Genomic DNA, 14,986 nt, shown 5'->3' with positions numbered 1-14,986 from the left:
GGCGTGGGCCCGGATCACCCCGTGGCGCTCGATGCTGGCCGCCGCCCTCGACCAGGCCCGGGTGAAGGTGACCTCGGCAGCCGTCGAGGCCGAGGCTGACAACCCCAGCGCCGAGCTGCTGGCCCGCTGGCTGAGGGCCCAGCTGAACGTGACCGTGGAGCGCCTGATCACCTCCGGTCCGATGGTCACGGCCGTGCGGCTGGACACCGCGAACGGCGAGATTGTCATCGACCGCCCGGAAGGGCCCCTCGCCATGCTGACCCTGCCCGGCCAGCCCCCGCGCACCCTCGCCCTGATGGAGCGTCCCACCTCCGAACTTATCGCCGAGGAGCTGCGCCGCCTCGGCGTCGACGAGATGTACGCCGTCGCCCTGCGGGGCGAGGCCGCCAAGGAGAACGCCTGATGGCCGAGTTTCCCAAGGTCACCCTCCGGACCGAGTTGACGGGCCTCGCCGACCACCGTGCCCGGGCCCGGCCGCACCTCGCGAGCTGTTCGCGGCGGACCCGGTTCTGGGGCCACGCCGTGGGGAGGGACGGGTGACCCGGTCACTGGTACCCCGTCTGGTGCGGCCATGGAGGGTGGTCGACCGGCACCCCCGGCGGGGCTACGGGGAACGCCGGTGATGGCGGTGTCACCAGGCCCGCGAAGCCTGGAAGGGAAAAGTCAGCGAGTGGGCGACAGGTATGTGAGGTTAATCTGGAACTTCGGTCGCTTGGGTCGCTGACTTCCAGTCGCGAACCCACCTGACCTGCTCTTTTGCTGACCGGCTTCGGTAGCGACCGAGGGTCCCCCAGTCGCTGGAGGCGGTGGCGGCAGCCGCGTTTGGGCCCTCCTTGGGGGTTCACGTTCAATGTCGGCCAATACCGGCCTCGGGGAACGTCGGTACAGCGGTTAGCGCTAAGCACTTGATCTTGGTTCCTGGGTCGCCGAGATACGCGGCAAACGGGCAATTAGATGATCTTGTTCTGTGACTGAGCAGAATTCTGGTGTGCCTGGTAGCTGGTGGGCCCGCTTCCTTGAGCGTCAGCGGGCGACTCGCCGCAGACGGGGGGACCGCGGCGGCGGTCGTGGGAGGAGGCGGCCCGGCGGGCGGCGAACGACCTGGAAGGCGTTGTTCTCCCGAAGCTGCCGCGAAGTGACAAGTAGCTCTTAGTAATCAGATTAACGCTCGGTCGGGGAGAGCGAGACGGGGTTCGGGAACTTCGTCGGCCTGGAAGGCGGCGAAGTCGGCGCGGGCCTGTTCGACGGCTTCGGGATACGCCTCGCGCTTGGCGTGCTCGGCGACAGCCCGGTAGATGCTGGCGACGGACGGACTCTGCCCCTTGCGCTTGCTGGTGGGGATGATCAGGTCCGGCTGGATCTGCTCGACGGACTCGCCGTTCGCCCGCCTGCGGAGCACGGTGTGGAGCATGTCGTCGGTGATGACCTGTGGGCGGCCGCCGTGCTTGCCCTTGCGGTCCGCGGTGTCGAGCCCTTCGAGCGTGGGCTCGCGGATGTTCTCCCTCTCGGTCTCCGCCATCGCGGCGAAGAACGCGAACAGCAGTTTCCCCGGTCCGGTGGGGTCGTAGATGCCGGGCAGGGGTCCGGCGAGCGTCTCCAGGATGAGGCCGTGGGCGGTGAGGTGGTCGGCGAGCGCGGTGAGTTCGGCGGCGTCGCGGCCGAGGTCCTTCATCTCGTACACGGTGAGATGACGCGGCAGTGCGGGGCGTGCGCCTTGTCCTCCCGCGCCGTCCTCAGTGCCTCCCGAACTTCGGGCGGACCCGTACCCGGGTGCTGATCTTCTCGCTGAAGATCTTGTCCCCGGGGATGCCGTGCTTGCTGAGCGCGTCGAGCTGGGAGTCGAGCTCCGGCCCCAGTGTCGAGCAGCGCGCGTAGCCGATGCGGATGTCCGCGCTCGGCAGGTCCGGATCGATCGGCGCGGGCGGCGGGGTGCCCGGCCGCCACGGCCGGCCCGGCCCGCGGTCGGCCGGGGTGGGCCCCCGCAGCGCCTTCTTCAGCCGGGGCACCCGGGTGAAGCGGCGGGTGTGGTAGGCGGAGGCGACCGCGCCGCCGCGCGAGCGGCACGGCGAGCCGGGCGGCGCGTCACACTTCGGACAGGCGTGCTGTTCGACGTCGTCCGCGTCCGACCGATCGGTTGGGGATGGCTGTTGAGGGTCCGTCATGGGCCCGGATTTTCGCGCGATGCAAGTCTCAGAAGGAGCTCCGCCCGCTCTTGAGTGAGAACGGGTTCTGCGAACGAATCCGGGTCCGGTAAGGGTTCGATGGCCTGCTGTTGATCTTGCCCGCACAAAGGGTCATTTATGGGAACTGAGTGCCGGGCCCTTGTGGGTTCAACCCATGTGTCATGAGCCAGATTCGCCCACGTTGTCAACGCTGCGAAGATGCTTGGCTGGACCATATGTCGGCTGCTAATTGAGTAGCCGCCGCTTGCGGGTGTCTGCCGGTGAGTGAGGGGGGCGGGGGCGGCGGGGTGGTTACCCGCGGCGGGGTGCTCGGCGAACAGGGCGACGCTGAGGGCGAGTCGGGGGCTGTGGGTGGTGGACCAGGCGGTGCGGTCGGCGGCTCCACCAGTGTGACGTGCGGCGCGGTCGTCCGGGCTGACTAGGCCGCCGGCTGCTACTTCGGTCGTGGCTCCGGTGATTGCTGGGTGGGTGGTCGGGTGCGCCTTGTAGACGATTCTTCCACCGCGGGTGATCTTGGTGATGGTGTAGGGGGCGGCGTAGCGGCCGTGGGCAGCTAGGGCAGCGTAGGCGGCGGTCACCTGGACGGGGGTGGCGGTGGCGCCGTGTCGGATTTGGTCCAGCGGGGGTTTGAGTTGGGCGGTGCGCAGGGGGTCCAGTGTAGTGCCGGTTTCGATGGCGCCGTAGAGCGCGTCGTTGAAGGGCTGACGGGCGTAGTCGCTGCCGCCATAGAGCAGCCGGATCGCCCCGTCTCCCGGGACGATGGCGACGATTGCGGTGTGCAGCCGAGTCTTGCCCGGTTTCCGATGCGTGTGGTCGATGGTGTCGGTTTGGGCGCGGATGCTCTGGGTTGCCTGGTCCTGGAGGGTGAGGTCGAAGGTGGTGTGCACGGTGTAGCCGCCGCGGGCCAGCTCATCTGGGCTGATGTGCAGCCCGTCGGTAGCTTCGGCGGCGGCCGCGTCGAGCAGGTACTGGCGCTGTCCCTCGGTCTGGCCTGGCGGGTAGAAGCGAAAGGCCGGGAACACCGCGCGGGCTCGCTGACCGGAGGTGATGGTACCGGCTTGGGCCATGCCGTCGAATACCCATGCCCAGCGGCGCTGCAAAGTGGTGGTGACCTTCGGATCGGCTCCTGCCCGTTCGTAGTACGAGGGCAGGTTGATGATGGCCGCGAGGGCGGCGCCCTGCGCCAGACTTAGCTGGTCAGCGTCGACTCCGAAGTAGTTGCGGGCTGCGGCCTGGATGCCGGCCGCGCCGCGGCCGAAGTACACGGTGTTCAGGTAACCCTGCAGGATCTCGTTCTTGGAGCGGGTGCGGTCCAGCTTGACCGCGATCAAGGCCTCTTTGGCCTTGCGGGAGAGCGACTGCTCCGGGGACAGCAGGGCGTTCTTGATGTATTGCTGGGTGATGGTGGAACCGCCCTGGCGGGCGCCGCCGGTGACCGCGGCCCAAATGGCGCGGGCGATGCCGGTTGGTGCGATGCCGGAGTCGGTGCGAAACGACCGGTTCTCCGCGGCAATCACCGCGTCCTGTACGTGCCGGGGTACCCGGGACAGCGGCACGTCCTGCCGGTCCACCGGGCCCCTGCGCCCCAGGTAGTCACCGTGAGCATCAAGGAAACACGGTGCTCTGCACCACTGCCTCCGGATGCGGGGCAGGGATATCCACCATGACGTATGCCCCAGCCACCGCCCCGCTCAAGCCCACGGCCAGTACCAACAGCAGCATAGCTAGGCGTCTGAGCCACCGCCTGAGAGGCCGTCTCGGCGCTGCTGCGGGGTTGCGCGAGGTGCGGCGTGGTCGACGATGCTGTGGCTGTTGCGCGGACTGATTCAAGAACCGGGGCATGCGGAATTCTCGGGTGGGAGATGGGGCCAGTCGGCCGGTGAATGGGTAGAACACGCTAGGTTCTCCCGTTACTCGGGGAGGGTGAGCGATGTGCGACGCAGGCTTACCAGTTAGGGGAGGGTGAGGGTGGCGATGGTGTGGCCTGCCGTGTCCTGGACGGTGACGCTGTGGACGAAGTTGTGCTTGCCGTCCTTGCTCTTGGGCCCGGTGGGCAGCGCGCTGGTGGCGTACCAGGCGCCCCAGCCGGGCTGACCGGCCAGGTGGATGATGCGGCCGGTCACCGTGCCCTTGTCGGTGACGACCTTCACGCTGGCAGCGTCGCCCTTGCCGTAGTAGACGCCGGACAGGAAGTAGCGGCCTTCCACCGGCTCGGACTGCAGGCTCACCCCGGGCTGGCTCATGTCGAGGTTGCCGTCGACGACGCTGCGGAACTGATTGGCCTGGATAGGGGTAGACCAGTGCTTGCCGTTCTTGGTCAGCCACAGCTGCACCTTGGGAGCGGCCTGCACCCGCTCACCCGGCGCCACCACTCGCACCGACGACGCGGTAGCGGCAGCCTTTGCCGACGTGGGTGCCCCGGCGTTGCTGGCGGCCGCAACCGTGGCCTTAGCGGGAGACGCGAAGGCCTGAGCCATCGTGGGCGCCCCTACCACCGCGGCCGCGATCGCCGCAGCCGCCACAGACTTCTTGATCCGTGTCATGGATGAATCTCCTTGCGGATGAGAACGAGCAGGGTGGAGGGCGCCTCTCCACCCTCCTAAACCCCACCGATCACGAACCCGGATGACACAGGTCGCTGATTTTTTTGCTGCCTCCCATGCCTCGCCCTGACAGCAGCCACTTGACAGGGCCACGAGCCTGGAAACCACAGCTGATGCAGGTGGCGGCCCGGAAGCTGGTCAGCGTCCTGCTCGGTTCCTGGAGGTCAGCCCTCCCCACCGTCGTCCTCATCGTCATCCAGCCCAGGGGCGTCCGGGTCGCGCAGCGGGCGCAGGCTGCCGCCGGCCGGGAGGGACGCGGTGAAGCTGCAGCGGCCGAGCACGTTCAGGTTTTTTTGTGCTTGAGCGGGGATAGTCGCGTGATATCTCGTCGCGGATCTCGTGGCTTTCGGCCCGCAGCTGGGCGACGGCGGCGTCGATGTACTTCGTGGTCCACAACATGACAGCGTTCAGGACAGGCCGAGCGAGCCGAGCTGGTCCTCCATGCCGTCCCGGTACGCCTGGTGGATGGTGCCGCGCTTGCCGTGGCACACGTCCCTCGCCAGCTTGTGCCTCGAGTCCTGCACGGTGAGCTGCCGATTCATCTGGCGGCGGTAGGTGTCGTCCACCGGGTCGACAGGTGCAGCGTCTTGGCGATCCGCCCGTACTCGGCGAACGCCTGCCCCAAGGGGGTAGGCCGTCCCTCGCGGCCGAACATCCGCAGCAGGTCATAGGCCCGGACCTGGTTGGTGACCAGGGAGCCGGCCACCCGCAGCATGTCCGGCCAGTGCATGATCACCTTCTTCAGGTTGACCCGGTTGCGGGCGATGTCCTCCAGCGGCCCGTACGTCCCGGTCTCCACGCTGGGCATCGTCCCGCGCCAGAACCGCTGGTCGTCCAGGTCACGGAACCTGGGGCTGAAGTTGTAGCCGAGGATCTTGAACAGGCCGAACACCATGTCGGAGTTTATGTGGACAGTTCAAGTTGATCATCCTTCGGTGTGCCCTTGAGAGCGTCGATGAGTTGGTCGAACTCGGCCAGCCCTCTTCAGCCGGCTGGCGACCGCTCGCGCGGGGCTGGTCCCTGGGATGCGAATTTGAGGGTGGTCACTCGCGCCATGCAGAGTCCGGAGGGCCCCGTGACATCCTGTGGCTGTGCTTTTGAGTGATCATGTGAGCAGTGTCGAGCTCCGCCTGCTGCGGTATCAGTTCTCCGAGGTCCGGGGTGACTCATACGACGACAACTGGCTGGTCGTCGGCGGAACGGTGACGGCTTCCGAGGGCAGTTGGTCCTTTGCCGATCCGTGTCTGCTGACCCATGAAGCGCATCAGATGTCCGCTTGGTTGCGCAAGGTGGCCGCGGGGACGGTGGCTGTGACAGGACCTGACGCCGAAGGCTGGCTGTCTCCGGACACGTGGTTCGTCGAGCCGGTCCTGGCCGTCAGCCTCGCCGATCGAACCGACAGTGGGGCGGTGATTCGCGTTCACCTGTCCTTGGAGGCGGCACCCCCGTGGCAGCACGGCGATGACGGGGCGGACATCTACCAATACGTGGTGGAGGTACGAGTGAATGCGGCTGCGCTGCTTCACGCAGCTGACCAATGGGACCTTGCACTGCTTTCCTTCCCGACCCGCTGATCAGCTGTGATCCTTCTTCGGGGTGTCGGTGGGGTCTTCGAGGGGCTGGCCGAGGTCGTTCAGGAGCTTCTCGATGCGGCCGGCGGTGCAGTGGTGACGCTCGACTTCGCGGGTCCAGCCGTGATGGGCGGCGTCGGTGGCGAGGGCGTTCTCGACCTTGTGTCTTGCCCGTAGCCGCGGTGCGTAGGCCGGGGTCGTGACAAACTTCGCGCAGGTCAGGTAGAGATCGCACTCGCAGGGCCCCTCGGCCGGGAGCCGCAGGCAGTGTCCGAGTTCGAGTTCGGTCTTGAAGAAGTTCGTCTTCAGCCAGTCGACGGCTTCTTCCGGCAGAGCGCCCGACTTCAGCTCCTCGGAGGCGGGTCCGGCGATGTTGGCGCCCGGCGCGAGGACGGCCTTGTAGTCGCGGAGGACTTCCTGGTCGCTGATCTGCGCATAGACGAGGGCCATGGACACGCTGGAGTGCCCAAGTACCTTCATGATCGTGTGGAGTTTCGCGCCGCGCTCGGCGAGCTGTGTGCCGACGGTGTGACGGAAGCGGTGGGCGGTGACGGTGCCGCGGCCGGTGCCGCCTCGGCCTCCGGGGCGGACCAGTCCAACGGCCTTGCAAGCGGCCTGAATCGGGGTCTCGAACAGGTAGTACGTCGACAGCAGCTTGCCATGCTGCATGAACAGATAGCGCACCGGCTGCCCGGTCAGCTCGTCGGTGAAGGGCCGTTCGCGGCCCTGTCTGCGCAGGTCGATGACCTTCTGGAGGGCGTCCGCCGCGTCATCGTGCAGGGGCACGACGCGCTCCTTGTAGGTCTTGCGGGCAGGCAGCCGCAGCCGGGCGGTGCCGTCCGGGTAGCGGTCCAGGCAGTCCAGGGGCAGGCGGCGGATCTCGTCCCGACGGGCTCCGGACCAGCGGGCGACCAGGAGAGCGGCGCGCTGGAAAGGGCAGGCGAGGGTGTCGATGACGGGCATCAACCGGTCCAGCTCGTCGTCCGGGATGAACCGGGGGACCTTGATCGGCGATTTCGGCGAGTCGCCGGGGCCGATGAGGCTGTGTCCGGGGACGTCGTCCCACTGCCATGCTGCGGTGTCGCGGAAGAACTGGCCCAGGCCGGAGGTCCGCTGGATCCGGGAGATGACGCCGAGGGGTTTGCCGGTCCGTTCTGTCGGTTCCTCGGCGATGTGCTGGAGCCAGGCGAGGCAGTGCTCGCGGGTGACATCGGCGAATGTGACGATGTCGGGGTGGTGTTCGCCGAGCCAGTCGCCGAAGCGGCGGACCGCGAGTTCCAGCTTGTCCACCGTGACCGGGCGGTCGGTCAGTCTGCGGGCGGCGAGCCACTTCTCGGCGACGGTCTGCATCCGCGGCGGCAGCACCAGCGGCGGTTTCCACGAGGGCATCAACTTGCGGGGCTGCGTGGCCACCTGTCCGCGGTGTAAGAGCACGACCTGGAGCTGGTGGAGGTGGGTGACCCAGTTCTTGGCGGCGCCCTCCAGATACTGCTGCCGGGAGGGGTAGAAGCGCTCCAGGTCCGGGTGGCCAGCGAAGAACCGGATGGCCTGGAGAGCTTCGGCAATGTGGTCCTCAGTGATCGCGGTGACGTCGAAGACACCGGTGTGCAGGGCAATGCGACTGACCGCCCAGTGCATGGCCTGGCGTGCGGAGTTCGGGTTGAACCCCAAGCCGATCGCGTCGTCGACAAGTTCCTTGGCCCCCAGATCGATGCCCAGAGTGGCGGCCGGCTCGACGATGGAGAGCTGCCCGGGCGCGAACAGCCACGGATAGTCGAACGTCGTGTAGCCGCGCAGTCCGAGATAGACCAGGTAGGTGCGGGCCCGGAAGGACACCGGGTAGGACGGGCGGTGGAAGGACTCACCGTGCAGCCGGCCGACCCGTTCGACCAGCGGGGCACCGAACCAGCTGGTGAGCTTGGGCCAGCGGTCGATGAACTGGCGCCGGAATCTCAGCTTCTGAAGCTGGTACTGCCGATTGCCACCCTGGCCTTGGACATGGGAGCGCCATTCCTCGTCCGGGCAGTGCCGACGGCGACGCTGCTGCTGCGGAATGACCCCGGGGCTGGCCAGCATCGCGGCCGTGGACACACCCTGCGACCTCACTTCGCCCCCTGCGTGGGTGCGTCGTTCCTGACCAGGGCGCGGTTGTACTCGGCGACCACAGCCGGATCGGAGACCCGGGTGTAAATGCGAGTCGACTCCGGAGAGGCATGACCGAGTCGCTTCTGCAGCGTGAGCTCCCGCATCCCGCCCTCCCACATGCGTGTGGCGTGGGTGTGACGCAGAGCGTGCGGGGTCACCCACGGCTCGCGGATCCCGGCCCGGGCGCAGGCACGGGCGAACATCCGCACCAGCCCGTCGTAGCCGAGCGGCTCCAGCCTGCGGGCGCCACGGCCGCCGATGAGGAAAACCAGCGGGCTCTCCGCGTCGGCGGGGCGGTCGCCCATGACATAGGCGCTGACCGTGGCCAGGGCCTCGGGCTCGTGCAGGTCGACCACCCGCTCGTATCTGGACTTCGACCGTGCGCCCTTCGGGTGGTCGTCGCGGTGGCGGACCACGACGCGCCGACGGCCGTAGGCGATGTCCTCCAGGTGCAGCCCGAGGGCTTCTCCGGGACGCAGGCCACCTTGGAGCATCAGCAGCACCAAGGCCCGGTCGCGCACCGACCGCAGTTCGGCGAGCAGGGCCTCGACCTGGACGTCGTCCAGCGGGCGGGGCAGGGCCTGGACCGTCTTGACCCGAACCGCGCGGCGGACGGGCCGCTGGCGGCTGGCCCGGCCCATGAACGGCCGGTGACGTTCGGAGACCCTCTGCAAAGCCGGGTCGGGGCGCTTCTCGATCGGGTTCGCGCGGTCCAGCAGGCCAGCGAGGATGGCGTACTCGTAGAAGGAAGACACCGCCGCCAGGATTCGGTTCACCGTGGTCGACGCGAGCTTGGTGGCCGGGCCGTCCGCGTCGACCGTCGCGACGGTGAGCACCATGCGCTGGCGCGGACGGCGAGAGGGGACCGTGCGCAGGTACTCCAGCAGCGGGATCGCGTGGGCTGGAGCGAACACGTCCCAGGTCAGGCCGCGCTCACCGAAGAACCGCCACAGGTGACGGAGGTCGTACGCATACGACACGAGGGTGTTCGGCGAGCAGTTCCTCGCACCGAGGAAGCGTAGGAACCCCGAGACGACTTCGATCGGCTCATCAGCATCGTCGAGCAGCTCGACGACGTGCGAGCCATCCTCGCGACGCTGGTCCAGGACCCGCACAGCCACCTCCGGAACAGCCCCGACTGACGGCCCATCCGACCGCTCCTCCGGGCTAACGGGACAGGAGGTGTCCAGGTAACAACATGCGAGGCGTTGTCGGTCGCCACCATCTCCGGCTTCACCCCGCCGTCCAGGTTCAGCAGGGTGTCCAGGATGTGCAGCGAGTCGCGCGGCGTGCCGGGCACCACCATCTGTCCGATGCCCGCAACCTGGTCATTTACGGCATTGAGTCATGTAATGCCCCGTTTGAACCCGAAGTACTTCGGTGAGGTTACGGCGTTGATCGTGCGGACGGGGACGACGAAGCGGAGGCCGTCGACGGAGGCGAGCAGCCCGTCGCCCCAGTAGCGGACGATCGGGACCTTGGCCTGGGCGGCGATCAGCGCGGTGTTCGCCGCGGTGATGGTGTCGGCGCCCAGGTAGTACTGATCGACGTGGACCAGCCGGGAGCGGGTCAGGGCCTCGATGGCGGGGTTAACGACCGGGGTCAGGCCGATATTGCACGCCTCCGAGACGAGCAGTGCGACCACCGAGGTGTGCAGGTCCTTCATGCGGGTGGTGCCGTCGCCCAGGGGTACGAAGTCGTCGAGGAACCCGGTCCAGGAGTGGACCTCGAACAGCAGGTCCGGCAGGTCGATCTTCGGCAGCATCCGCTCCACCCGCCGACGCAGCCAGCGCAGGCTCTTGGGCTCGCCCAGCGCACCGAGCGCGTCCACGTTCAGCTTTGCCCGCCCGTTCGGCTGGACCTCGATGGAGACCTTCGCGTCCTTCCCGGCCTCCTCCAGGCGCTCGGCCATCTGCTTTCACGCCTGTCCACCGCCCCCGTCGGCAGCTCCGGGTTGGCGAACACCGCCTTGCGCCACGCGGGCGGCATCAGCTTGTCGTCCACCTCGTGCTTCGCCGCGCTGATCAACCTCGTGGCCATCAGGACCTGGAACAGGTCCAGGGCCTCGTCGATCGCCTTGGCCTCCAGGTGCCGCATCACCGCCGTCAGCATCGCCGTGCGCTTCGGCTCGCTGGCCCGCTCCAGCCCGGCCGCCTTGCTGCCCAGCCCGTAGCGTGCCAGCACCGCCAGCCGGTTGGGCGGGATCTTGTTCAGCCGCACCCGGCCCAGGCCGAACGCGACGATCTCCTCCACCCGTTCCAGCGCGCGGGCGAACGCCGTGCCCGTCGTCCGCGTCGGTGGCCGGCGCAGCCGCTCCAGCTCCGAAAACCGCGTGCCGTCCGGCCTGACCAGCGTCGCCACCAACTGCCCCGGCAGCTCCCGGTCCGCGCGGGCCGCGGCCTGCGCGATGGTGGCGTGCAGTCGCTTCTCCGCTATCGTGCGGACCTCGGAGACCTGCCGGGCCAGCACGCTCACGCCCGGTAGCAGCACCCGGTTCCGGCGCAGCCAGCCCACCGCCTGGGTTGAACAGCGCAACCGGCCCCTCGGCGTGCGTCCACGCCCGGCCGTGAAGGAAGCTGTGGAACTTCCGCCCCCACTCGGGATCGTCGTACGGGTGGTAGCCGTAGGAGTCCCGGATCTCCCAGGCGTGCTCGTACGCCGTCATCTGCCGCTCGGTGTATCGCTTGATACACGAGACGTCCTCGGTCCCCAGCGGTTCGCCCAGATGCTCGATCACTGGCCACGGGACCGCAAGAGGGTCCTCCAGAAAGAGCCCAATATACCGCACCGTGCACATCTGCAAGGCGAAACCGAGACGGTTGTGGTCACCGCGGCGCTTCACGATCAGCTTACGGTCCTCGTCATCGAGGAAGAAGAAGCGTTCCAGCTCGGGTCTTGTCGGCTCCTCAGCGAACTTCCCATACGCCTCAGCCTGCTCGTCAGTTAAGAATTCCACCGGCACGCGGCGGACGGTACCGATGCCTCGCACCCCGCCAACGATCTTTCCCTGAAGCCCCACGCACAGTGGATCACCTGTGGTAGCCGCCCAAGATCGAATGCTTAGCGCTAGCCGCTGTACCGATGTTCCCCGAGGCCGAATACCAACACTACCGTGCGGCCGACAGTGGGCCTTAAGACCGTCCTACCTTCTTAGTCGGGTTGAGCGAGCCATTCGTAGGGTTGGCTGGCCCAGGGGTGTCGAGTGTGGCCTTTAAGACCGTTGCCCTCGGTGGCTAGGGATACTTTGGCCGCTCGAGACCCCCGCCACGACTCGGCCGCTGATTGGGGTGTGCAAGCAGATCGCTGAGTAGGACAACGTCGGCGAGGTCGTCTGCAGGGTTGCGCTGTCACGACGATACCTACGTGCTGGTCAGCGGCTGTTTCTGGCGGGCTCTGCCCCCTGCTTCGGCATATCGAACTCGACCGCCCACCGTCGGTTCCTCATCTGGTCGAGAGCTGGCGTCTGGGGCCGTCTGCACGAGGCCGTCCTGCCCCGGCTCGACGATGCCGGCCTGATCGACGTCACCCGCGTCGTCCCCGACACCGCCCACGTCAGGGCTAAAAAAGGGGGCGAACACAGGTTCGAGCCCCGTGGACCGCGGCAGAGCAGCACGAGTCCACCGAAACATGCATCCCGACGCGGTAGCCGAGCACGCAACCCGCCCAGACCCTGAAGCCCCCTGGCACCACTTCCGCAGAGGGCTGCCAGCAAACTGACGGGCTCTCATGAACGAGCGGGGTCTGCCGGAGCACGGGGCGATGTCCGAGGTGGCGGAAGAATCCTCAGAGGGTGCCACACGTATGCGACACCGTTCCTCCTGTCTTAGGGGCTTGACACGGGCTCTTTCACGCCCGAGCCTTTGGCAACGTTGTCATTTCGTTCGCGTCACGTGCACCCGCTCCGGGCCGCGACGCTGTGTTCTGATGGGACATCACCACGCATGACAGATCACACAAGTTCACCGCGCCCATCGCGCCGCGCCGTCGTGACCACCGGCTCCACTTTGCTGGCGGGGTTCGGGATCGGTTCGCTGCTCCCCGCGTCCACCGCCACCGCAGCCACCGACACGCCCGCCGTGTCCTCCTCGCCCCGTGAACTCGCCCTCTACCGACCGGTTTCGGTGTCGTCGACGGCCTACGGCCCGACGCCAAGCACGTTCGCGGTCGACCGGCTCACCTCCCAGGGCGTGCGCGGCAGCGGCTGGCGGGCGGAAGCGGGTGATCCTCAGTGGATCGCGATCGATCTCCAGGCCGTGTGCACGGTCACCTCGATCCGACTCACCTTCGAAAGCGACCTGAACGACCCGGTCTACACCCCTCCCACCAGTGGCAATGTCCACAGCGGCACCACCGGCGACGAGATCCAGTCCAGCTATGCGGTGGACTTCGTGGTGGAGTCCACCGTGGATCGCTCGTCCTGGACGACGCTATATCGCACGACGGCTGGCACCGGCGGCGTGGTAGACGTCGAGCCCGCACACCCGGTGTCCGCGCGCTGGGTACGCATGACCTCCCGCAGGCGCTCCAGCCAGCTGCCGTTGGGGCTGAACGGTTTCGAGGTGTACGGCACCACCGCGGGACACCGCCCCTCGGCCACCGGCTGGACCGACTGGGGCATCCAACGGAGCGAGACACCACGGCTGAAAGTCGCCGAGGACGGAACGGTCCCGGTGGAGTCCGGCTGGCGGCTCACTCTCGACGACTGGGCTGGCGCCGATGGCGCCGGCCTCTCCAGGACGTCCGTCGGCACCAGCGGCTGGCTTCCGGCGACGGTACCTGGCACAGTACTCGCCTCTCTAGTGGACCAGGGCAAACTGCCCGACCCGGTCGCCGGGCTCAACAACCTGAAGATCCCCGAAGCCCTCTCACGGCACGCCTGGTGGTACAAGCGCGACTTCGAGGTGCCGCGCGGACTGCGCACCGGTGCCGGCCGCCGGATCTGGCTGGAGTTCGACGGCGTCAACCACACGGCCGACATTTGGCTCAACGGCCGCCGGGTCGGCGATCTCACCCATCCCTTCGCCCGCTCGGCCCACGACGTAACCACACAGCTCTCGACGGACCGCGCGAACGCGCTCGCCGTCCGGATCTCGCCCATACCGGTGCCCGGCAGCCCGGGCGACAAGGGACCCGCTGGCGAGGCCTGGGTGGACGCGGGCGCGGGCCAGATGAACCTTAACTCCCCGACCTATCTAGCGGCTTCGGGCTGGGACTGGATGCCGGCCGTGCGAGACCGGTCCGCAGGTATCTGGAACCACGTCCGGCTCAGATCCACCGGGCACATAGTGATCGGCGACCCCCGCGTCGACACCGTGCTGCCCAGCCTGCCCGATGTGTCGGTCGCCGAACTGACTATTGTCGTCCCGGTCCGCAACGCCGACTCCACCGACCACCGCACGACGGTCTCGGCGGCTTTCGGTGACGTCCGGGTCAGCAAGGTCGTCACCGTGCCAGCGGGGCGCAGCGTCGACGTCACGTTCGCGCCGGACGCCTTCGGCCGGCTGCGGCTTCGCGACCCGCAGCTGTGGTGGCCCAACGGACTTGGCGACCCGGTCCTGCACGACCTCACCCTGGTCGCGTCGGTCGGCGGCACGGAGAGCGACCGCCGCACCACCCGGTTCGGCATACGCCAGTTCGGCTACGAGTACGAGGTGCCGCTGGCATTCACCGCTGGCGGCGACTCCTATACCCAGTCCGTGGACTTTGGCCGGCAGCAAGCTCGGCATGTACGGATCAGGTGCCTGACCCGCGCCACCGGCTGGGGCAGCTCGCTGTGGACGCTGTCCGTGCTGGACACGGAGCGCCCGGGAACTGATCTCGCCCTGCACGCTCCGGCCGTCGCGTCCAGCAGGGATGGCGACGACCACGGCCCGGCCAACGTGACGGACGGCGACCCGGCCACCCGCTGGTCCTCCGCCTACGAGGACGGCCAGTGGATCCAGGTCGACCTGGGGTCCGTGCAGTCCTTCGACCGGGTCGACCTGGTCTGGGAACAGGCGTACGCGAAGACCTACCTCGTCCAGGCCTCCTCGGACGGCTCCACCTGGAACGACATCGCCTCCGTGGACAACGGCGCGGTCCCCCTGCCCTTCAACAGCGGCAACGCCAGCCTCCAGGTGGAGGACTTCGCCGCACGCAGCGCCCGCTATGTGCGCCTCGCCTGCGGGGTGCGCAACACCAGCTGGGGCAACTCCCTGTGGTCCCTCGGCGTCATCGACAGCGCCGCCCCGGGCACCGACCTCGCCCTTCGCCGGACGGCGAACGCCTCCACCGAGGAGTCCGACCACCCGGCCTCCCACGCCACCGACGGCGACCCGGCCACCCGCTGGTCCTCCGCCTACGAGGACGACCAGTGGATCCAGGTCGACCTCGGCTCCGTGCGGAAGTTCGACCGCGTGGCCGTGCTGTGGGAGTCGGCCTACCCGAAAACGTACGTGATCCAGGTGTCCGACGACGCCGAGACCTGGACCGACGTGAAGTCCGT

The 14,986-nt window shown here is 68.0% G+C and carries 10 protein-coding genes and 3 pseudogenes; 5 read left to right on the top strand and 8 right to left on the bottom strand.

The features are described 5' to 3' along the window. A partial coding sequence (locus IE275_RS44955) for a glucose-6-phosphate dehydrogenase assembly protein OpcA (RefSeq protein WP_189718491.1) occupies positions 1-403 on the top strand: 403 nt, incomplete at its 5' end. After that, positions 403-540: a hypothetical protein gene (locus IE275_RS44950; RefSeq protein WP_189718490.1), complete on the top strand. Its 138-nt coding sequence runs from the start codon at positions 403-405 to the stop codon at positions 538-540. The genes IE275_RS44955 and IE275_RS44950, both read left to right, overlap by 1 nt. A gap of 616 nt (positions 541-1,156) precedes the next feature. On the opposite strand, the gene IE275_RS46670 is transcribed toward IE275_RS44950, so the two are convergent. From IE275_RS46670 to IE275_RS47485, 5 genes and pseudogenes are all read right to left on the bottom strand, one after another. Continuing rightward, positions 1,157-1,672, bottom strand: a complete 516-nt coding sequence (locus tag IE275_RS46670; RefSeq protein WP_229871408.1) for a recombinase family protein — start codon at positions 1,670-1,672, stop codon at positions 1,157-1,159. A gap of 61 nt (positions 1,673-1,733) precedes the next feature. After that, positions 1,734-2,162, bottom strand: coding sequence for a zinc finger domain-containing protein (locus IE275_RS46665; protein ID WP_229871405.1), 429 nt, complete (start codon positions 2,160-2,162; stop codon positions 1,734-1,736). After that, complete coding sequence (locus IE275_RS44940; RefSeq protein ID WP_229871403.1) at positions 2,159-3,754, bottom strand: transglycosylase domain-containing protein; 1,596 nt, start codon at positions 3,752-3,754, stop codon at positions 2,159-2,161. Before IE275_RS44940 ends, IE275_RS46665 begins: the two co-directional genes overlap by 4 nt. 381 nt (positions 3,755-4,135) lie before the next feature. Beyond that, positions 4,136-4,726, bottom strand: a complete 591-nt coding sequence (locus IE275_RS44935; RefSeq protein ID WP_189718489.1) for a hypothetical protein — start codon at positions 4,724-4,726, stop codon at positions 4,136-4,138. Between the two features lie 224 nt (positions 4,727-4,950). Further along, positions 4,951-5,687, bottom strand: a pseudogene (locus IE275_RS47485) (Tn3 family transposase); the annotation flags it as partial. A gap of 190 nt (positions 5,688-5,877) precedes the next feature. Between IE275_RS47485 and IE275_RS44925 the strand changes: the two are divergent. After that, entirely contained in the window at positions 5,878-6,360 is a 483-nt protein-coding gene (locus tag IE275_RS44925) for a WapI family immunity protein (protein ID WP_189718488.1), read from the top strand. On the opposite strand, the gene IE275_RS44920 is transcribed toward IE275_RS44925, so the two are convergent. The 3 genes and pseudogenes from IE275_RS44920 to IE275_RS47480 form a co-directional block, all read right to left on the bottom strand. Further along, complete coding sequence (locus IE275_RS44920; RefSeq protein WP_229871398.1) at positions 6,361-8,448, bottom strand: site-specific integrase; 2,088 nt, start codon at positions 8,446-8,448, stop codon at positions 6,361-6,363. An 11-nt stretch (positions 8,449-8,459) separates the two neighbouring features. Further along, entirely contained in the window at positions 8,460-9,617 is a 1,158-nt protein-coding gene (locus IE275_RS44915) for a tyrosine-type recombinase/integrase (RefSeq protein ID WP_229871396.1), read from the bottom strand. 83 nt (positions 9,618-9,700) lie between these two features. Next, a pseudogene (locus IE275_RS47480) lies at positions 9,701-11,464 on the bottom strand (DUF4158 domain-containing protein); the annotation flags it as partial. Between the two features lie 398 nt (positions 11,465-11,862). Here IE275_RS47480 and IE275_RS44905 point away from each other — a divergent pair. Continuing rightward, positions 11,863-12,108, top strand: a pseudogene (locus tag IE275_RS44905) (transposase); the annotation flags it as partial. Between the two features lie 335 nt (positions 12,109-12,443). After that, a partial coding sequence (locus IE275_RS44900; protein ID WP_189718486.1) for a discoidin domain-containing protein occupies positions 12,444-14,986 on the top strand: 2,543 nt, incomplete at its 3' end.

Source organism: Streptomyces phaeofaciens (assembly GCF_014648915.1).
Lineage (GTDB): Bacteria > Actinomycetota > Actinomycetes > Streptomycetales > Streptomycetaceae > Streptomyces > Streptomyces phaeofaciens.
Note: the sequence above shows the minus strand (reverse complement) of the source record. Positions and strands in the feature narration are given on the sequence as shown.